Genomic DNA, 18,845 nt, shown 5'->3' on the forward strand with positions numbered 1-18,845 from the left:
AGGGGCTCCTTAACCGCGCACGGGGACGCTAGGCCCTCTGCGAAGAAACGGAGACGATCTCGCCGGTCATGTAGGTGGAGTAATCGCTGGCGAGCATCGCGATGACCGTTGCGATCTCCCAGACCTCCGCGGCGCGGCCGTAGGCCTCACCGGAAGCCAACTGGTCGAGCAGTTCCTCACTGGTGACCTTCGCCAGGAACGCGTGACGCGCAATGGAAGGCGAGACCGCGTTGATACGGACTCCGTACTCCGCTGCTTCGATGGCGCTGCACCGAGTCAGCGCCATGACGCCGGCCTTGGCTGCGGCGTAGTGCGCCTGGGAATGCTGCGCGCGCCAACCGAGAACGGACGCGTTGTTCACCAGAACACCGCCGTGGGGAACGCTCTTGAAGTACCGCAGGGCGGCGCGCGTCGAACGGAAGGTGCTGTTGAGGGTGATGTCGAGAACGCGATCCCACTGATCGTCCGTCATGTCGACGACGGGAGTTTCACCGCCAAGGCCCGCGTTGTTGACGACGATGTCGATACGTCCCAACTTCTCGGCGGCGCCGACGAACAACGCGTCGACCTGCTCGGTGCTCGATACATCGCAGATGATCGATTCGACCTGCTGTCCGGGGAATTCGGCCTTCAGCTTCTCCACCGTCTCGCCGAGTCGACGCTCGTGGAAGTCGGAGACGAGAACGTCGCCGCCCTCGAGAAGCACCCTGCGCGCAGTGGAGAAACCGATGCCGGTTCCGGCTGCGGCGGTGATGATCGCCTTCTTGCCCGCGAGCAGTCCGTGGCCCGGGGTTTCCTCCGGCGCAACGGAAAGCGGGGACGCGGCTTTGGTGTCAGACATTAACGGGCCTCTCGAGGAAGACCGAGCACGCGCTCGGAAATGATGTTGCGCTGAATTTCGTTGGAGCCGCCGTAAATCGTGTCGGCGCGGGTGAAGAGGAAGAGTCGTTGCCATTCGTCGAGCTCGAGGTGCTCGGGATCGGTGATGTCCGAGGCATTGCCTTCGGAATCCGCCCACGGTGCAACCAACGACGACGCACCCTGCACGTCCATCGCCAGCTGTCCCAGATCACGATGCCAGTTGGCCCACAACAGTTTTGCGACGGACGCTTCTCCGCCACCGGTTCCGGCGTCGACCGCGTCGAGAGTGCGCATCGCGTGGGCGCGCATCACGCGCAGTCCGACCCACGCGCGGGCGATCTTTTCGCGAATGTGCGGATCCTGGTCACTGCCATTGGCTTTCGCCAGGTCGACGACGCCTTGGAGCTCGCGGGCAAATCCGATCTGCTGTCCGAGCGTGGATACACCGCGCTCGAAGGTGAGCAGCCCCATCGCGATCTTCCAGCCCTCGCCGGGTTCCCCGACCACCAGATCGGCATCGGTGACGGCGTCGTCGAAGAAGACCTCGTTGAACTCCGATGTGCCGGTGAGCTGCTGAATGGGCCGAACTGTCACACCGGGCTGATCCAACGGGACAAGCAGGAAGCTCAACCCCTGGTGACGCTTGGAGCCCACCTCGGTGCGGCAGACCACGAAGCACCACTGCGCGACGTGAGCCAGTGAGGTCCACACCTTCTGGCCGTTGATGATCCACTTGCCGTCTTCGAGGCGTGCGGTCGTGGAGACGTTCGCGAGGTCGGAACCGGCGCCGGGCTCGGAGTAGCCCTGCGACCACAGTTCACTGACCGTGTTGATGCCAGGAAGGAATCGGCGCTTCTGCTCGTCGGTGCCGTACGCGATCAGCGTCGGGCCGAGCAGCTCTTCACCGATGTGGCTGACGCGAGCGGGCGCACCGGCCTTCGCGTACTCCTGATGGAAGATGACCTGCTGGGAGATGCTTGCTCCCCGCCCGCCGAACTCCTTCGGCCACCCGAGGCACGTCCACCCCGACGCTGCGAGGTGCTTGTCCCACTCGAGTCGTTGCTCGAAGAACTCGTGCTCACTGCCGGGGCCGCCCTTACCCTTGAGCTGGGCGAATTTGCCCGTCAAGTTCTCGGCCAACCACTGCGCGACCGTGGCCGCAAACTCGTCGTCCGTCATCTGCCCGTCCGGGCTCTCGCTCTGGTCCACATATGTAAGATAACCTACCAAGCACTTGCTAGGTAGCGTGTCAGGTAGGAGTCCAGTGACCGAACAACCGAGAACCATCCCATCAGCCCTCATCCGGGCCGCCGAGGAGTTCGGTGAGCGCGCGGCTATCGCCGATGGCGACACCCGACTGACCTTCGCACAGCTACATCAGCGCGTCCGCGATTTCGCCGGCGCACTGATCAACCGTGGGGTGAAGGCAGGCGACCGCGTCGTCATCTGGGCGCCCAACACGTACCACTGGGTGATCGCCCTGCTCGGCGCTCAGTACGCCGGCGCAGCCATCATCCCGATCAACACGCGCTACACCGGCACCGAAGCACTCGACATCATCGAGCGCGTCGACGCAGCTGCCCTGGTGGTCGTCGGCACGTTCCTCAAGGCCGACCGGTACCAGCAGTTGCTCGACGCCAATCCGGACCTGAGGATCCCCACCGTCATCCAGGTACCGATCGACGGGGACGACGACCGTGACGGCGTCATCGAGTTCGAGGACTTCCTCGCGCTCGCCACCGACGCCGCCCGCACCGAAGCCGACGCGCGTGCTGCGAAGGTGCAGCCAGACGACGTCAGCGACATCCTCTTCACCTCCGGCACCACGGGACGCAGCAAGGGTGCGATCACCGCGCATCGTCAGTCCATCGCTGTCGCCAAGTCGTGGGGTGAATGCGCCGAGGTCACCGCCGACGACAACTTCCTCATCATCAGCCCGTTCTTCCACACCTTCGGATACAAGGCCGGAATCCTGGTCTGCCTGTTGAACGGTGCGACGATCGTGCCGGTGTCCGTCTTCAACATCGACGACACCCTCGCATTGGTCAGCAGCGAGAAGATCAGCATCCTGCCCGGCGCCCCGACGATCTACCAGACCATCCTCGATCATCCCCGCCGCAGCGAATACGACCTGTCCTCGCTCCGCATCGCGATCACGGGCGCAGCACCCGTGCCGGTTGCTCTCGTCGAGCGCATGCAAGCAGAGCTTTTCGACGCCGTCCTCACGGCATACGGTTTGACCGAGGCAGTGGTTGCGACCATGTGCCGCACCGACGACGACCCGGTCACCGTCTCCACCAGTTCCGGCCGCGCGACAGCCGATTTCGAGGTCAAGATCGGCGACCAGGGTGAGATCCTGCTTCGTGGACCGAACGTCATGCTCGGATACCTCGACGACCCCGAATCCACCGCCAAGGCAATCGACGCCGACGGCTGGCTGCACACCGGAGACGTCGGAACCCTCGACGAGCGTGGCTATCTCGACATCACCGACCGTCTGAAAGACATGTACGTCAGCGGCGGATTCAACGTCTACCCCGCCGAGATCGAGGGCATGTTGGCTCGCCTGCCCGGCGTCCACGAGTCTGCTGCCATCGGCATCCCCGATCACCGGATGGGAGAGGTGGGCCGCGTCTACATCGCCCAACTCGACGGTGCCGGCCTCACCGAAGAGTCGGTAATCGCCTTCCTCAAGGAGAAGATCGCAGGCTTCAAGGTGCCCCGCGAGGTGCGCTTCGTAGATCACCTGCCCCGCAACCCTTCGGGCAAGGTCCTCAAAACGGTTCTGCGCGAGGAACAATCATGACCGTTCCCTTCGAAGCCGACGTCGTGACCTACGAAGTTCGTGACTCGGTCGCCGTCGTGACCTTGAATCGACCCGACTACCGCAACGCCCAGAACTCGGTGGTCACGTACGCCCTCGACGCGGCATTCCAGCGCGCCGTCGAAGACGACGAGGTGAAGGTGATCGTCCTGGCAGGCAACGGACCTCACTTCAGTGCCGGTCACGACCTGGGAACTCCGGGACGCGACCATCACGTCGAGTACGAGAACAAGGCCACCATGTGGTGGGATCACGTCGACAAGCCAGGCGGTGACCAGCGTTTCGCCCGCGAGATGGAGGTCTACCTGGGCATGTGCCGCCGTTGGCGGGAGATCCCCAAGCCCACCATCGCGATGGTGCAAGGCGCCTGCATTGCCGGCGGGCTCATGCTCGCCTGGGTCTGCGACATGATCGTCGCGGCCGACGACGCCTTTTTCTCCGATCCCGTTGTCCGCATGGGCATCCCCGGCGTCGAATACTTCGCGCACCCGTGGATGGTCGGTTCACGATTCGCCAAGGAAATGCTCTTCACCGGCGATCGGTTCACCGCGCAACGTGCATACGAAATCGGCATGGTGAACCGCGTCGTCGCCCGCAAGCATCTCGAGAAGGAGACGTTCGAGCTCGCCGGACGTATCGCCGAGATGCCGCGCTTCGGACTGGCTTTGACCAAGAAGGCCGTCAATCAGTGCGAGGATCAGATGGGGATGCGCAACGGCATCGACTCCGTCTTCGGTCTGCATCACTTCGCTCACGCTCACAACGCCGAAGTCGGCAAAGACTCGCTTGGTGGTCTCGACGCCAAAGCTATGGCTGCCAGTGCTCGCGCACCGCAGGAAGGAACAAACTAGTGGATCTCGTATTCGACGACGCCACAACCGCATTCCGTGACGAGGTTCGCTCGTTCCTGGAAGCGAATGTGCCCGCGACTCCCCTGAAGTCGATGGATACCGCCGAAGGCTTCGAAGAGCACCGTCAGTGGGAGCACACACTCGCCGATGCCGGCTACGCCGTCGTCTCCTGGCCCAAGGAACTCGGCGGACGCGATGCGTCCCTGCTCGAATGGGTCATCTTCGAGGAGGAGTACTACCGCTCGGGCGCGCCCGGCCGCGTAAGCCAGAACGGCATCTTCTTGTTGGCTCCCACACTGTTCGAGCATGCAAATGCCGAGCAGTTGGCTCGCATCATGCCGCGCATGGCTCGTGCCGACGACATCTGGGCCCAGGCCTGGTCCGAGCCCGAATCCGGTTCCGACCTCGCTAGCCTGCGTTCGAGTGCGAAGAAGGTCGACGGCGGCTGGCTGCTCAACGGTCAGAAGACGTGGAGCTCACGCGCGAGTTACGCCGACTGGGGCTTCGGCTTGTTCCGCTCCGATCCGGATGCGCAGCGCCACAAGGGCATCACGTATTTCATGTTCGACCTCCGGTCGAAGGGTGTCACCGTTCGCCCGATCGATCAGCTCGACGGTGAGCCCGGCTTCGCCGAGATCTTCCTCGAAGACGTCTTCGTTCCGGACGACCCGGCCAACCCAGGTGAGTCGGGTGTGATCGGAAACGTCAACGAAGGTTGGCGGGTCGCGATGAGCACCGCGAGCAACGAGCGTGGTCTCTCGCTGCGCAGCCCCGGCCGCTTTCTCGCCACCGTCGACCGCCTGCTCGAGCTGTACAAGTCCAGCGGACGCACCGACGACAGCGCTCTGCGCAACCAGGTCGCCGACGCCTGGATCGGCGCTCGCGCTTACCAACTCAACACATTCGGCACCGTCACCCGTCTGGCCGACGGTGGACAGCTCGGCGCCGAGTCCTCGATCAACAAGGTCTTCTGGTCCGAGTGGGATATCGCCACCCACGAGACTGCTCTCGAACTTCAGGGCCCTGAAGCCGAGTTGGCCGACAACTGGATGGACGGATACCTGTTCTCCCTGTCCGGCCCGATCTACGCAGGCACCAACGAGATTCAGAAAAACGTCATCGCTGAGCGTCTGCTCGGCCTACCGAAGGCGGACCGATGAGATTCGCGCTCGACTCCTCCCACCAGGACTTCGCTGCAAGCATCGATGCGCTGCTGACCAAGTCCGACATGCCCGCCGTCATCCGTTCGTGGAACGACGGTGACACCGAGCCGGGCAAGAAGCTCTGGCAGCGCCTCGCCGAGACCGGCGTCAACGGTCTCGTCATCTCCGAAGAGCACGACGGACTCGGCGCCGACGCCGTCGACCTGGTCGTTGCGCTCGAACAGCTCGGTCGGCACGCAGTACCCGGACCGGTCGTCGAAACGATCGCCGTGGCGCCGACGCTCCTGGCTTCCGTTGCACCGGAACGTCTCTCTGCTCTCGCCGAGGGTTCGCTGGCAACCGTCGCAGCTCCCCCGCGCACACCGTTCGCGCTCGACGCCGATGCGGTGGATCTGGTTCTGCTAGCGCAGGACGGTGCCGTATCACTCGGCGTCCCTGGCGAAGCCAAGGCATCAGTGGATCTCTCCCGCAAGCTCTACGAGGTTTCCGCCGGCGAATCACTGGGCTCCGCCGACTTCTCGGCCGCCTTCGACATGGGCGCTCTTGCCACTGCCGCGCAGTTGCAGGGCCTGGGACAGACACTGCTCGAGGTCACCACCGAATACGCGAAGCAGCGCAAGCAGTTCGGCAAGGTCATCGGACAGTTCCAGGCCATGAAGCACCACCTGGCCGAGGTTGCCGTCTCCCTCGAGATGGCTCGCCCCCTGCTGCACGGCGCCGCACTGTCGGTTCGCGATCAGTCGGCCGACGCCTCGCGTGACATCTCTGCGGCCAAGGTCGCGTGCGGGGATGCTGCGTACAAGGCCGCTCGCGTCGGACTCCAGGTTCACGGCGCCATCGGCTACACGATGGAACACGATCTCTCCTTGTGGCTCACCAAGGTACGGGCGCTGCTCACCGCGTGGGGCACACCGTCCGAGCATCGCGCACGCGTCGTCGAAGCGCTGGTTGCATCATGAGCATCGACACCGAAGACCAGGCAGCATTGCGCGCATCGGTACGCGATCTCCTGAGCAAGCATTCCGACTCCGCTGCCGTCCGCGCCGCCATCACCACAGAGATCGGCTACGACGCCGCTTTGTGGAGCAAGCTGTGCGAGCAGATCGGCGTCGCCGCGTTGGCGATTCCGGAGGAGTTCGACGGCGTCGGAGCAGGTTTGGGCGAAGTACACGTGGTCCAGGAGGAATTGGGCCGCACGCTGACCCCGTCACCGATGCTGGGTTCGGCGATTCTTGCCGCACAGGCACTGCTGCTTTCCGGTGACAACGACGCATGCTCGCGACTGCTGCCCGGTGTCGCGTCCGGCGAGAGCACGCTCGCTCTGTGCTGGGCAGGTGCCGCGGGTTGGAGCACCTTCGGCGTCGAGGCAACCGAAGACGCGTTGACCGGCACGGCGTCGTACGTCCTCGACGGACACGTCGCAGACACCCTGCTCGTTCTCACGGCCGACGGGTTCTACGAAGTGGATCCAGCGGCCGAAGGCGTCTCCCGCCGACGCGTCCCCACCATGGATCCGACGCGAACGCTGGCGGAGGTCACGTTCTCCGGTGTTCGTGGTCGGCCACTGGAGTGGTCCGAAGATCTGGTCGATCGGATCCGAACCGTCGTTCTGATCGCCTTGTCTGCTGAACAGGTGGGAGCGGCCGCAGCGATCGTCGAACAGACCGTGGAATACACCAAGTCGCGCAAGCAGTTCGGTCGCGCGATCGGTTCTTTCCAGGCCCTCAAGCATCGGATGGCCGACATGTACACGTTGGTCGAGACGGCGCGCTCGATGACGTACGCCGCCGTGGCGACGCAGTCGGCGGACGACGCGGCAGTGGCGAAGGTCTACTGCTCGGAAGCCTTGCAGCAGATCACCTCCGAAGCGGTTCAGTTGCACGGCGGAATCGCAATCACCTGGGAGCACGACGCTCAGCTGTACTTCAAGCGTGCACACGGCAGCGCTCAGCTCTTCGGTCAGCCGAGCACCTACCTGCCGAGCCTCGCGCAGGCAGCGGGCCTCTAGGAGACGTCGGTGCTTGTTCGCTCGGGATTGCGCGCGAACAAGCACCACTGGTGCCCAGTCAGTGGAATGCCCAGCAGATTAATAGCTCTGGATCGCGCAGAATCGGTCACCAGACAGCTGTCCATCCCACAGACCGGAGTTTTCTCGTGAATCGATTCGACGACAAGCGCGTCCTCATCAGCGGCGCAGGATCCGGAATCGGCCAGGCCACCGTTGCCCGCATCCTGGCAGAAGGTGGCACCGTCGTCGCCGCCGACATTTCCGAGACCGGCCTCGAACAGACGCTGAACACCGCGAAGGACGCCGGCCACTCCGATCGCCTCACCACGGTGAAGGTCGACATCTCCAGCGAGGAGTCTGTTCGCGAACAGGTCGGCGCTGCGCTCAAGGCTCTGGGCGGCCTCGACGTGCTGGTCAATGCGGCGGGCATTCTGCGCTCCGCACACACCCACGAGATGACACTCGATTTCTGGAACACCGTCATCGGGGTCAACCTCACCGGCACATTCCTCATGACGAGGGAGTCCCTGCCGGCACTGCTCGAAAGCGGGGCAGGCGTCGTGGTCAACTTCAGTTCCACGTCGGCCACCTTCGCCCACCCGTATATGACGGCATATGCAGCGTCGAAGGGCGGAATCCAATCCTTCACGCACGCACTTGCACTCGAGTACAGCAAGCAGGGCCTTCGCGCCGTGGCCGTCGCACCCGGCAGCATCGCTTCGGGCATGACCTCCGATCCCGGCTTCCCGGCCGACATCGACTTCACGCTGCTCGGCAAGCTGGCCCCGGCAATCGGTGAGGGTTTCGCTCCCCCGTCCGCGGTCGCCGGCGTGATCGCGATGCTCGCTTCCGAGGACGGCTCGTTTGTCACCGGAACGGAAATCCGCATCGACGGCGGCACGCATATGTGACCACTTGCTGTGCGCCTTTTTTAACCCCCGGCGGTTAATAAAGGCGCACAGCAGCGAGGCGGCATACTTATCTCGTCGCCCGGAACCGGTCCGGCGGTACGACGTGCGGTGGGGAGCCAGCGGTGAGCGAGTCAACAGGCACTACGAACCTCGAGCCCGTGCTGATCAGTCCCGTCGTCGGCGGAAAGATCCGCACCTGGTCCGAGGACGAGACCCGCTTGTGGAGCGTCGACGATCCCGCGGCGCTCGGCGCACTGTTGGGACGCGGTCTCGTAGCCCGTACGACCCTGCCGGACAACAAGTTCCGAGAGGTTGCGTTTCTGGATACCCAGACCCAGGCCCTCACTGTGCAGCCGCGCTTCGCTTCCCCTGACAGCACTGCACTTGCCGCACCGTTCAAGCTCACCGAGGCGTCGGCCCCGACGTCCGACGCTTGGGAAGATCTCGAATCGGTACTCGCGTCGGTCGCGATCTCCGCTGCTGGACGTGGCGAATTCTGGCTCGCGGAACTCGGCGGGTGGGATGCTCCGCACGAGCCGAACTGCCTCTTCACGACCGTCGACGAATCGGGACTGGCCAACGCGGTCATGGAGGCCACCCCCGCGCCCGCCGGAACCGGCGTCTGGCCGGAGGTTCCGAGCGGACAAACCGGCGTTTCCGTTTCGGCACCAGCCTCACAGGACACCATCGAGGCTGCCGGAATCTTCGCGGTATCAGCGATCGAGACGTGGGGCGTCACACCGTGGGACATCAACCTCACTTTCGGCAAACTGGTCGATTTCGCCTGATCAGCGGCGCCGACACGCGGCGGTGAGTTGTACGTCTCCCCTCAGCCGACGGCTCACGGTTCGTCACAACACGCCCGATGGCGACGACATCGGGCCCCTCGGTGGGCATACTGAGGGAACTGGGGTTACTCCCGGTCACAAATACCCGTGGATCCGCGTCGGGGCGGGTGCGGTCCGACAACACGCGAGCAGCCACAGACACTGGCGGCTCCGAAAGGTTCAATCATGGCAACCGACCAACTACAGACGGTTGTATTGCACGGCGACCAGCTCAAGTACGTCGACCAAGGCAGTGGCCCCGTTGTGGTGCTCATTCACGGCCTACTGGGCGCGCACTCCAATTGGGAGCCGCAGATCGAGACGCTCTCGCGTCATTACCGCGTGATCGCCCCTGATCTCTTCGGACATGGTGCGTCGGACAAGCCTGCCGGCGACTATTCACTCAGTGCTCACGCCGCCACCGTTCGCGACCTCCTCGAAGCCCTCGATATTCCGTCGGCCACCCTCGTCGGTCACTCCCTCGGTGGTGGGATCGCGATGCAGACGCTGTACCTGTTCCCCGACCGGGTGGAGCGGCTGTGCCTGGTGGCCAGCGGCGGACTCGGCCCCGAGGTGAGCCCACTCCTGCGCGCGGCGACTCTGCCCGGCAGCGAACTGGTACTTCCCGTCCTCGCGTCGAGGACGCTGACCGACGTGACCGACAAAGCGCTCGGACTTTTCAACAAGATCGGCCTGTTCAAGCTCGGTGCCAGCGCGAGCGAGGCCCGTAAGAGCTTTGCTTCGGTGTCGGACGCGTCGACGCGTCAGGCATTTCTGGCGACCGCGCGATCGGTCATCAACTACAACGGCCAAACCGTCAATGCCACTCCGCATTTCGCCAACTTCAAGAATCTGCAGGCACTACTGGTGTGGGGCGAGGAAGACACCATCATCCCCAACGCCCACACCGAGAACGCTCGCGCCGAACTACCGCTGGGGCGGGTGGAGATCTTCAAGCGCGCCGGACATTTCCCGCACCTTGACTACCCGGATCGGTTCGACCGCGTCTTCTCCGAATTCATGACGGACTGCGGAGTCGGTATCGGCACCGGACCCAAGGCCGTCAGCAGCTGAACTAGCTCCCCGCAACCAGCTCTTCGAGGTAGCTCGCCACCCCGTCCTCGTCGTTCGTGGGCAAAATTCGGTCGGCGAGCTCGATGACCTCGGCTCTGGCGTTGGCGGGCGCCAGAGCCGTTCCGGCCCAGGTCAGCATCGCAACGTCGTTGAAGGCGTCACCGGCCGCGGCCACTTCCGACGCGTCGATGCCGTCGATCGCGCACAACTGCGCGAGAGCGCTGGCCTTCGAAACGCCCGCCGCTGCCATTTCCATGTACGGAGCCCCGGAGTGGGTCAACTCCACGCCTTGGATGCCCGCAGCGACCGCTGTTCGGTACAGGTCGGCGCTGGAAACCTCCGCATGCCGGGCCACGATCTTGACCATCGGCTCGACATCGAGCGGCAAGGTGTCGGCGAGCACCATCTCGTGCAGGTGCCGGTGATGGTCCGCGAACTCGCACAGAGCGGCGTACTCCGGCTCGGCAAAGAACTGCGTGGGTCCGACGTTCGCGAACACGACGCCCGGAACCAGCGACCGAACTTGCTCCATAGCCGTTGCAGCCAGAGATGTTTCGATCGAGACGGTGTCGACGATCTCCGGAGTCCCGTCCGCCAGGTCGAGAATGACAGCTCCGTTGGCACACACAGCTTTACCGCGAAATCCGCACGAGCTCGCCAACGTGTGTACCGAATGCCTGGCCCGGGCCGTCGCCCACACAACTTCGATCCCCGCGAGCCGCGCGTTCTCCATGGCCTGCGCGGTGCGCGCCGAAATCGTTCGGTCGGAGCGCAGCAGGGTGCCGTCGAGGTCGGTTGCGAACATACGAATACGGGTCACCAGACCATGATGGCAGTCCGTTCGCAGCCCTCACCAACTACGTGACATGGGCCGTTGCTCTGTCAATTACTTGCTTGGGCCTCGAGAAGGTGCCGACGCATCTCACCGAAGACCACACCCAGCCGCTCGACATCTCGCGGGCTCAGCAGGTCGAACATGCTCTCCCGTACAGCGGCCACGTGCGCCGGGCTTGCCGACGCCAATTTCTCGGCACCCTGGTCGGTCAGCTCCGCATTAGCGCCCCTCTTGTCGTCGACACACTCGACCCTGCGCACCCAACCGGAACCGACCAGGCGATTGACGGCCCTGGTCACACCACTTCGGGTCGCCATCACAGCATCGGCGAGCTCACTCATGCGCAGTTGCCGCCCAGGCGCTTCGGATAGAGCAACCAACAGTTCGAAGTCCGTGAACGAAATGTCGGAGTCTCGCATCAATTGTTGGTCGAGCACACGCTGCAGCAGTCGCGTCGAGTCCAGATACGCCCGCCAGGCCGATTGCTCCGAGTCGGTCAACCACCGCACTGATTCCATAACGCCAGCATATCCGAAGTAGTTGACAACGAAATCAAATGAGCTATTCTAATGTAGTTGATTAGTCAACTACTTGTTCGAAGTGAAGATTCAACCGGGAGGCGGGCGCTATGAGCGACAACAACGCAGTGCAGTTCGAGGAACGCCGGGCCGAGATCAGGGATCGACATCTGCTCCCCGCCGACAAACGACCCGCATCGACCGCACGCGGCCTGCACCATACGGCCCTGATCAGCAGTGACGTCGAACGAACCGTGAAGTTCTACCAGGATCTCCTCGGATTCCCACTCACCGAGTTGATCGAGAACCGTGACTATCCCGGGTCGTCGCACTTCTTCTTCGACATCGGCAATGGCAACCTTCTGGCGTTCTTCGACTTCCCGGGTCTCGACGTGGGCCCGTACCAAGAAGTACTCGGCGGCCTCCACCACATCGCGATCAGCGTCGAACCTGCCAAGTGGGCGAAGCTGCGCACCCAACTGACCGAGGCCGGCGTCGAACTGATCGAGCACAGCGAGGTCTCGTTGTACTTCCGCGATCCCGACGGCGCTCGACTCGAGCTGATCGCCGACCCACTCGGTGAGATGTACGGCAATCACGTCCTCTGAAAACTTGCTCTCCCCCACACCATTCGGAAGGCACACCATGACCTCCACTCTGTCGCAGCCGAACCTCGATATCCGTCGATCCGGGGATCGCTTCAAGTCCAATGCCGGCTGGCTGGACTCGAAGCACTCGTTCTCGTTCAGCAATCACTACGACCCGAAGAACACTCACCACGGTCTTCTCCTGGTCAACAACGACGACATCGTCACGCCCGGAATGGGATTCGATACCCACCCGCACCAGGACATGGAGATCGTCACCTGGGTACTGAGAGGTTCTCTCGTACATCAGGATTCGATGGGGCATTCGGGCGTCATCTACCCCGGTCTCGCCCAGCGGATGAGCGCTGGAACGGGAATCCTGCATTCGGAGAAGAACGATTCGTGGCGACTCGGTGACGTGGCGGGTGCGCATTCCGACAAGCACAGCGACCCGGTTCACTTCATCCAGATGTGGGTCGTCCCCGACGAGGCCGGAATCACGCCCGGATACGAGCAGTTGGAGATCGACGCCGAATTGCTTGCCGGTGGACTGGTTCCCGTCGCGTCGGGCATGGACGCGTACGCCGATCACTCGGCAATCCGGATCAAGAACAAGTACGCCGCGATGCACGTTGCGCGTCTGCAACCCGGACAACCTGTGACCCTGCCGGACGCACCGTTCCTGCATGTTTTTGTCGCCGACGGTCAGGCCGCCATGGAAGGCGTCGGAGTGCTCGAACAAGGTGACGCGGTGCGAGTATCCGGCGGTGGAGGTCAGCAGCTCAGCTCCGATACCGGGGCAGAGGTCATCGTCTGGGAAATGCACGCCACCGTTTCGCAGGGATGACATGAAGCCCTTCTCGTACGACGCTTCACCGGCTCGAATTGTCTTCGGCCAAGGGATGATCGATACGATCGCCGAAGAAGTGCGGCGGCTCGGCCGTAGCCGAGTGATGGTGCTGGCAAGCCGTCGACTGGACGCGCTTGCCGCCGCCGTGACCGAATCTCTCGGCGACATGGCGGTGGCCTGCTTCGACGGCGCTGTGATGCATACTCCGATCGAAGTCACGACAGCCGCGCTGAGACTTGCCGAGAACCATCACGTCGACACGGTCGTCGCGATCGGCGGCGGTTCGGCAACCGGGTTGTCCAAGGCATTGGCACTACGAGCGGGGTTCGATCAGATCGTCGTTCCGACAACGTACGCGGGATCAGAAGTCACTCCTGTGTTGGGTGAAACAGAGAACGGACGCAAGACAACTCGCTCCTCTCCCCACATCAGACCGGAAACCGTCATCTACGACGTCGACCTCACTCTCGATCTGCCGCTGGATACCACCGTCACCAGCGCCGTCAACGCGATGGCGCATGCGATTGAAGCGTTGTACTCCACCGAGTCCAACCCGATCACGGACTTGATGGCGATCGAGGCGATCTCCGGGATCGCCCGTGCGCTGCCGAGCATTGTCGATGATACGAAAAATCTGGAAGGTAGGGCCGAACTACTGCAAGCAGCCTGGTTGGCCGGAACCTGCTTGGGCACGGTCGGTATGGGGCTTCATCACAAGTTGTGCCACACCCTCGGTGGCAGCTTCGGTTTGCCGCACGCTCCCACCCACGCCGTTGTCCTTCCCCAGGCAATGGCGTTCAACGCGCCTGCCGTCCCGGAAGTCATGTCTCGAATAGCGACTGCCTTAGGTGTATCCGACGCCGCCACCGGCGTTTTCGACCTCGTCACCTCGTGCGGCGGACCGACCTCTCTGCGAGAGGTGGGAATGAGTCACGATCAGATCGGCCGTGCAGTCGAACTCGCGAACGCCGCCGCTTATCCGAACCCGCGTGAGATCACCCCGGCAGGCCTGAGCGAACTCCTCGAGAACGCCTGGTCCGGGCGTCGACCCGCCATCAGGTGAGAACGAATCAGGCAGTACCGCCTCGCGGCCTGACATGTTCGAAGATCAGAATCGTCTCGGTCGCAGCAACCGCCGGATGCGCCGAGAGATTGTTGACGACGAAGTCACGCAACTGCGCCGAATCCGTCGTTGCGACGTGCAGCATGTAGTCGTCGACACCCGCCACGAAATACACGTTGAGCACGGAGTCCAGCTTGGCGAAATCGTCGCCGAGCCGGCTGAGGTGCGACCGTGCGTTGGCCTGCAGTCGAACTGCGATCATCGCCTGCAGATCCATTCCGAGAGCGGCGGGGTCGATGTCCGCATGGAATCCCCTGATCACGCCGTTGTCCACCAAGGCGCGCACACGGCCGAGGCATGTCGACGGCGCAATTCCCGCGATCGCGGCCAGCGCATTGTTCGGAATCCTCGCATCCTTCGCCAGCTCTTCGAGCAGAACCCGGTCGATCTCGTCCAACTTCATTGCTGCCCGAACATGCTTCGGCGAGGCAGCCGTCTGAATACCGATTTTTGAACTTTCACGCACCATACATACAGCGTAGAGAATTATCTTCACTTCTCTTCACTATCTGGCGACGAAACTTCATGCTTGGCACCTGCCATTCGAAGAAACAACAGACTCAGTTCGGAGCCGTGTCATGAAGGTCGGAATCCCCCGCGAGATCAAAAACCACGAGTACCGCGTGGCCATCAGCCCAGCAGGCGTCCACGAACTGGTCGGTCGAGGACACGAAGTCGTCATCGAAACGGGTGCAGGCGTCGGCTCCTCGTTCAGTGACGAGGATTTCAAGGCCGCGGGCGCGCAGATCCTCGGATCTGCCGATCAGGTCTGGACGGACGCAGATCTACTCCTGAAGGTCAAAGAACCTATTGCAGAAGAGTATTCGCGACTCCGTAAGGATCAGGTTCTCTTCACCTACCTGCACCTGGCGGCGTCGAAGGACTGCACCGACGCGCTCCTGACGTCGAAGACCACCTCCATCGCCTACGAAACAGTTGTCGGTTCCGACGGTTCACTGCCCCTCCTCGCCCCGATGAGTGAAGTAGCCGGACGCCTGGCACCGCAGGCGGGCGCCTATCACTTGATGCGTCACGGCGGCGGACGCGGAGTGCTGATGGGCGGCGTACCCGGAGTGCGCCCCGCCAAGGTCGTGGTGATCGGTGCGGGAGTCTCCGGCAAGAACGCCATCGCCGTGGCCTACGGCATGCAGGCCGACGTCACCGTTCTCGACCTGTCGATCGCGCGCCTGCGGGAAATCGACGAGCTGTACCACGGCCAGGTCAAGACCATCACGTCCAACAGCTTCGAACTCGAACAGGCAGTACTCGACGCCGACCTGGTCATCGGCGCAGTGCTGGTCCCCGGGGCGAAGGCGCCGACTCTCGTCTCCAACAGCCTGGTGGCGCGTATGAAGCCGGGTTCTGTCCTGGTCGACATCGCCATCGACCAGGGCGGCTGCTTCGAGGATTCACACGCGACCACGCACGCCGATCCGACGTACCAGGTTCACGGTTCGGTCTTCTACTGCGTTGCGAACATGCCCGGAGCGGTCCCCCGTACGTCCACCTACGCACTCACCAACGCGACGCTTCCGTACGTCGTCGCCTTGGCCGACAAGGGGTGGAAGGACGCGGTCGCGACAGTTCCCGGCCTGGGGTCAGGTCTGAGCACACACGACGGCCTGCTCCTGTCCGACAGTGTTGCAGCGGCGCATGGGTACTCGGCTACCACTCTCTGACCCAGGCAGCTCTGACCCAGGCAAGGACAGCTCGAGATCGCTAGCCTTGATCCATGAGCATTCCTGACATCACGCTGAATTCCGGAACCACGATCCCGCAACTCGGCCTCGGAGTCTGGCAGGCCACCAACGACGAAACCGAGCATGCAGTACGGTTCGCACTCGACGAGGCCGGCTACCGGCACATCGACACCGCTGCCGCCTATGGAAACGAAGAGGGCGTCGGACGAGGTATCGCCAACTCGTCCGTCGCGCGAGAGGACATCTTCCTCACTACGAAGCTGTGGAATGCAGATCAGGGCTACGAGCCGGCGTTGAAGGCTTTCGACACCAGCATCGACAAGCTCGGCGTCGACTACGTCGATCTCTACCTCATCCACTGGCCTCTGCAGGACAACGACCGACTCCTCCGCACGTGGGACGCACTCGAAAAGATCGCGGAATCGGGCCGCGCCAAGGCAATCGGGGTGTGCAACTTCGAGCCGCATCATCTGCAGCTTCTCGTCGAACGCGGTGGATTGTTGCCCGCAGTCGATCAGGTGGAACTGCACCCGCACCTCACGCAGCAGGCCATTCGCGACAAGGCCGCCGAGCACGGGATCAAGGTCGAATCGTGGAGCCCACTCGGCGGTACCAGTAACGCAGGTTGGGGTAAGGCGTCCAAGCCCAACACCCTGCTCACCGACCCGATCATCACTCGAATCGGTGACCGCCACAGCAAGACTGCCGCGCAGGTCCTGATCCGTTGGCACCTTCAGAACGGCCTGATCGTCATCCCGAAATCCGTACACGATGCTCGAATCGCTCAGAACATCGACGTATTCGACTTCGAACTCACCGATCTCGACCTGAGCGAAATCGATACGCTCGACGACGGTACCCGCGTCGGCGCGCATCCCGATGAACTCAACATCGGTGCACCGAACTGATCAAGCCGCTCGTTTGGTGGGGCGAAGCGCATCGAATCCGTTTCGCCTCACCATCGTTCCGAGGGTCTTCCACCACGGCCGAGCCGGATCCGGCTCGCTTCCGTCGCCCATCCGGTGCAGCTGATCGGTATGCCACTGCAGGTCGAGTGCACCGTCGAGCATCGAGATGTCGGCAACCTTCCCCAACAACTTCCGCGCTCCGAACTCAACAGTCGGCACGGTCAATCGTTCCCGATCCGATTCCAGGAGAACGGTTGCCGCGTCGGGGATCGTGATCGTCGGCCGGCCGAGGCCGATCACGTCGCACGCGCCGGAAGCCAGTGCCTCGACCATCGCCGATCGCGAGCGGAAGCCGCCGGTGACCGCCAAGGGAATGTCGCCGGCAATCGCTCGGACTGTCTCGGCGTACTCGAGGAAATATGCCTCTCGATCGCGAGTGCTCTGCTTCTGCGCTTTACCCATCATGGCCGGCGATTCATAACTGCCACCGCTGATCTCGATGAGATCCACCGACTCTTCGGTCAACGCGCGCACTACTTCTCGCGACTCGTCTTCCGAGAATCCACCTCGTTGGAAATCAGCCGAGTTGAGCTTGACCGAGACCGCGAATCCCGGAGCAACGGCAGAGCGTATGCGCCGAACGATCTCGATCAGAAAGCGTCGTCGACGCTCAGGATCTCCACCCCACTCGTCCGTCCGCTGATTGGACAAGGGCGAAAGGAACTGCGCAACAAGATAACCGTGCGCTGCGTGTATCTGCACGCCCCCGAAGCCGGAGGACTCGGCGACGCGAGCGGTTTCCGCGAACTTGTCGATGATCTCGTCGATCTCAGCGGTCGAGAGTTCTCGCGGCGTCGCCATTCCCGGAATCTTCAGCGCGATCGCGCTCGGGGCGACCGGTCTACCTCTGCTGGCAATCGGGTTGGATTGCCGCCCTGGGTGGTTCAGCTGCATCCAGATCTCGGCGCCGCCGTTCTTGGCGGTCTTGGCCCAGGCAGTCAGTGCTTCGGCATCACGATCGTCGTCGACGACGACATTGCCCGGTTCGGCGATCTGCGATCGATCGACCATGACATTGCCGGTGATCAGCAAACCGAACCCGCCACTGCCCCAACGACCGTACAGCGTTTCCAAGCGAGTGGACGGTCCATGAGTGCGGTCACCCAGAGCCTCGCTGAGCGCAGCTTTCATCGTGCGATTCCGCAGGATCTGCCCGCAGGGCAAAGTCAACGATTCTCCGAGCGTGGTCATGGATGCCTCTCGTATGAAGGGAAGAAAGTCAATGGCGTGGCGCAGAACCGAAGTGCCGCTTGGTATCGCGCACGAAGCTCGAGAAGATCAGCGAGTTGACCGGTAGCCCGCCGCGCACCGCGAGCGACAGCTTCGGACGCGGCGAGAATGCAAAATTCCACTGCAGTCTCGAACCCACTGCGAGCTCGTCGACGCGGTAGTCCTCCGCGAAGGATTGGAACAGCGGAACATTGGACTGTTCGACGTAAAACGAGTGCCGACGCGTTTCGTCGTCCCAGGTGATGAACTTTTCGCGCATCTGCATCGCACCGCCGCCCACCTCCGCGATTCGGCGCGTGCCGACGCCGTAGGGGCGCGGCGAGGTGTAGTGCACTTTTGTGAGCAGTCGGCACCACGACAAAGGCTCGTCGGCGGTCAGACCGGCCCAGACGGCGTCAGGTTCGGCGGCGAGATCGATCGAGTACGTGAAGATATGCGGTGCCGTGTCGAAGAAATCGACACCGACCGGTTCGAGGTCGAACCAATGTGTCATCGCCTACTCCTGCCCAATTAGC

The 18,845-nt window shown here is 63.0% G+C and carries 20 protein-coding genes; 13 read left to right on the top strand and 7 right to left on the bottom strand.

Going from position 1 to position 18,845, the window contains the following annotated elements; all coding sequences use genetic code 11:
• Positions 1-28: 28 nt before the first annotated feature.
• Positions 29-841, bottom strand: coding sequence for an SDR family oxidoreductase (locus PCS43_RS05165; protein WP_003945582.1), 813 nt, complete (start codon positions 839-841; stop codon positions 29-31).
• The gene (locus PCS43_RS05170; protein ID WP_007734188.1) at positions 841-2,070 is read right to left on the bottom strand and encodes an acyl-CoA dehydrogenase family protein; all 1,230 of its coding nucleotides are present in this window, start codon (positions 2,068-2,070) and stop codon (positions 841-843) included. The genes PCS43_RS05165 and PCS43_RS05170 overlap by 1 nt, the downstream gene beginning before the upstream one ends.
• A 55-nt stretch (positions 2,071-2,125) precedes the next feature.
• Between PCS43_RS05170 and PCS43_RS05175 the strand changes: the two genes are divergently transcribed.
• The 8 genes from PCS43_RS05175 (at position 2,126) to PCS43_RS05210 (ending at position 10,519) form a co-directional block, all read left to right on the top strand.
• A complete protein-coding gene (locus PCS43_RS05175; RefSeq protein ID WP_007734186.1) occupies positions 2,126-3,667 on the top strand; it encodes a FadD3 family acyl-CoA ligase in 1,542 nt (513 codons plus the stop codon).
• Positions 3,664-4,536: an enoyl-CoA hydratase gene (locus PCS43_RS05180; RefSeq protein ID WP_007734183.1), complete on the top strand. Its 873-nt coding sequence runs from the start codon at positions 3,664-3,666 to the stop codon at positions 4,534-4,536. Before PCS43_RS05175 ends, PCS43_RS05180 begins: the two co-directional genes overlap by 4 nt.
• Entirely contained in the window at positions 4,536-5,696 is a 1,161-nt protein-coding gene (locus tag PCS43_RS05185) for an acyl-CoA dehydrogenase family protein (protein WP_007734181.1), read from the top strand. The genes PCS43_RS05180 and PCS43_RS05185 overlap by 1 nt, the downstream gene beginning before the upstream one ends.
• On the top strand, positions 5,693-6,658 hold the full coding sequence (locus PCS43_RS05190) for an acyl-CoA dehydrogenase family protein (RefSeq protein WP_007734178.1): 966 nt from the start codon (positions 5,693-5,695) through the stop codon (positions 6,656-6,658). Before PCS43_RS05185 ends, PCS43_RS05190 begins: the two co-directional genes overlap by 4 nt.
• Entirely contained in the window at positions 6,655-7,707 is a 1,053-nt protein-coding gene (locus tag PCS43_RS05195) for an acyl-CoA dehydrogenase family protein (RefSeq protein WP_003945931.1), read from the top strand. Before PCS43_RS05190 ends, PCS43_RS05195 begins: the two co-directional genes overlap by 4 nt.
• Before the next feature lie 146 nt (positions 7,708-7,853).
• The gene (locus PCS43_RS05200) at positions 7,854-8,618 is read left to right on the top strand and encodes an SDR family NAD(P)-dependent oxidoreductase (RefSeq protein ID WP_054827265.1); all 765 of its coding nucleotides are present in this window, start codon (positions 7,854-7,856) and stop codon (positions 8,616-8,618) included.
• A 122-nt stretch (positions 8,619-8,740) separates the two neighbouring features.
• Positions 8,741-9,406: a hypothetical protein gene (locus PCS43_RS05205; protein ID WP_073512013.1), complete on the top strand. Its 666-nt coding sequence runs from the start codon at positions 8,741-8,743 to the stop codon at positions 9,404-9,406.
• A 225-nt stretch (positions 9,407-9,631) separates the two neighbouring features.
• Positions 9,632-10,519 (top strand): alpha/beta fold hydrolase, encoded by an 888-nt coding sequence (locus tag PCS43_RS05210; protein WP_003945464.1) that lies wholly within the window; start codon positions 9,632-9,634, stop codon positions 10,517-10,519.
• Between the two features lies 1 nt (position 10,520).
• Here the strand turns inward: PCS43_RS05210 and PCS43_RS05215 are convergent, their stop codons facing one another.
• On the bottom strand, positions 10,521-11,339 hold the full coding sequence (locus PCS43_RS05215; RefSeq protein WP_073512014.1) for an HAD family hydrolase: 819 nt from the start codon (positions 11,337-11,339) through the stop codon (positions 10,521-10,523).
• Between the two features lie 62 nt (positions 11,340-11,401).
• Complete coding sequence (locus PCS43_RS05220; protein WP_073512015.1) at positions 11,402-11,872, bottom strand: MarR family winged helix-turn-helix transcriptional regulator; 471 nt, start codon at positions 11,870-11,872, stop codon at positions 11,402-11,404.
• A 110-nt stretch (positions 11,873-11,982) separates the two neighbouring features.
• Here PCS43_RS05220 and PCS43_RS05225 point away from each other — a divergent pair, with 110 nt between their 5' ends.
• The 3 genes from PCS43_RS05225 to PCS43_RS05235 are packed head-to-tail and all read left to right on the top strand — an operon-like array spanning position 11,983 to position 14,372.
• On the top strand, positions 11,983-12,480 hold the full coding sequence (locus PCS43_RS05225; protein ID WP_054781329.1) for a VOC family protein: 498 nt from the start codon (positions 11,983-11,985) through the stop codon (positions 12,478-12,480).
• 37 nt (positions 12,481-12,517) lie between these two features.
• Complete coding sequence (locus tag PCS43_RS05230) at positions 12,518-13,306, top strand: pirin family protein (RefSeq protein WP_020906267.1); 789 nt, start codon at positions 12,518-12,520, stop codon at positions 13,304-13,306.
• Position 13,307: 1 nt separating this feature from the next.
• A complete protein-coding gene (locus PCS43_RS05235) occupies positions 13,308-14,372 on the top strand; it encodes a maleylacetate reductase (protein ID WP_209911362.1) in 1,065 nt (354 codons plus the stop codon).
• A 7-nt stretch (positions 14,373-14,379) separates the two neighbouring features.
• Here PCS43_RS05235 and PCS43_RS05240 read toward each other — a convergent pair whose 3' ends face one another.
• Positions 14,380-14,901 carry an Lrp/AsnC family transcriptional regulator gene (locus PCS43_RS05240; RefSeq protein WP_058227650.1) on the bottom strand — a complete coding sequence of 174 codons (522 nt, stop codon included), beginning with the start codon at positions 14,899-14,901 and terminating at the stop codon, positions 14,380-14,382.
• A gap of 109 nt (positions 14,902-15,010) precedes the next feature.
• Here PCS43_RS05240 and ald point away from each other — a divergent pair, with 109 nt between their 5' ends.
• Entirely contained in the window at positions 15,011-16,111 is a 1,101-nt protein-coding gene (gene ald, locus PCS43_RS05245) for an alanine dehydrogenase (protein WP_209911358.1), read from the top strand.
• 53 nt (positions 16,112-16,164) lie between these two features.
• Positions 16,165-17,040, top strand: coding sequence for an aldo/keto reductase (locus PCS43_RS05250; protein WP_063315018.1), 876 nt, complete (start codon positions 16,165-16,167; stop codon positions 17,038-17,040).
• Here PCS43_RS05250 and PCS43_RS05255 read toward each other — a convergent pair whose 3' ends face one another.
• Both PCS43_RS05255 and PCS43_RS05260 read right to left on the bottom strand, forming a co-directional pair.
• On the bottom strand, positions 17,041-18,291 hold the full coding sequence (locus PCS43_RS05255; RefSeq protein WP_007734160.1) for an NADH:flavin oxidoreductase/NADH oxidase family protein: 1,251 nt from the start codon (positions 18,289-18,291) through the stop codon (positions 17,041-17,043).
• A gap of 28 nt (positions 18,292-18,319) precedes the next feature.
• On the bottom strand, positions 18,320-18,823 hold the full coding sequence (locus PCS43_RS05260; RefSeq protein ID WP_019746932.1) for an SRPBCC family protein: 504 nt from the start codon (positions 18,821-18,823) through the stop codon (positions 18,320-18,322).
• Positions 18,824-18,845: the final 22 nt, after the last annotated feature.

This window comes from Rhodococcus sp. C-2, assembly GCF_027854095.1.
Taxonomy (GTDB): Bacteria; Actinomycetota; Actinomycetes; order Mycobacteriales; family Mycobacteriaceae; genus Rhodococcus_F; species Rhodococcus_F qingshengii.

Coding starts and splice junctions, on each gene's coding strand:
- PCS43_RS05180 (WP_007734183.1), top strand. CDS start 3,664: ATGACCGTTCCCTTCGAAGCCGACGTCGTGACCTACGAAGTTCGTGAC.
- PCS43_RS05250 (WP_063315018.1), top strand. CDS start 16,165: ATGAGCATTCCTGACATCACGCTGAATTCCGGAACCACGATCCCGCAA.
- PCS43_RS05235 (WP_209911362.1), top strand. CDS start 13,308: ATGAAGCCCTTCTCGTACGACGCTTCACCGGCTCGAATTGTCTTCGGC.
- ald (WP_209911358.1), top strand. CDS start 15,011: ATGAAGGTCGGAATCCCCCGCGAGATCAAAAACCACGAGTACCGCGTG.
- PCS43_RS05195 (WP_003945931.1), top strand. CDS start 6,655: ATGAGCATCGACACCGAAGACCAGGCAGCATTGCGCGCATCGGTACGC.
- PCS43_RS05225 (WP_054781329.1), top strand. CDS start 11,983: ATGAGCGACAACAACGCAGTGCAGTTCGAGGAACGCCGGGCCGAGATC.
- PCS43_RS05220 (WP_073512015.1), bottom strand. CDS start 11,872: ATGGAATCAGTGCGGTGGTTGACCGACTCGGAGCAATCGGCCTGGCGG.
- PCS43_RS05190 (WP_007734178.1), top strand. CDS start 5,693: ATGAGATTCGCGCTCGACTCCTCCCACCAGGACTTCGCTGCAAGCATC.
- PCS43_RS05260 (WP_019746932.1), bottom strand. CDS start 18,823: ATGACACATTGGTTCGACCTCGAACCGGTCGGTGTCGATTTCTTCGAC.
- PCS43_RS05230 (WP_020906267.1), top strand. CDS start 12,518: ATGACCTCCACTCTGTCGCAGCCGAACCTCGATATCCGTCGATCCGGG.
- PCS43_RS05255 (WP_007734160.1), bottom strand. CDS start 18,291: ATGACCACGCTCGGAGAATCGTTGACTTTGCCCTGCGGGCAGATCCTG.
- PCS43_RS05240 (WP_058227650.1), bottom strand. CDS start 14,901: ATGGTGCGTGAAAGTTCAAAAATCGGTATTCAGACGGCTGCCTCGCCG.
- PCS43_RS05165 (WP_003945582.1), bottom strand. CDS start 841: ATGTCTGACACCAAAGCCGCGTCCCCGCTTTCCGTTGCGCCGGAGGAA.
- PCS43_RS05210 (WP_003945464.1), top strand. CDS start 9,632: ATGGCAACCGACCAACTACAGACGGTTGTATTGCACGGCGACCAGCTC.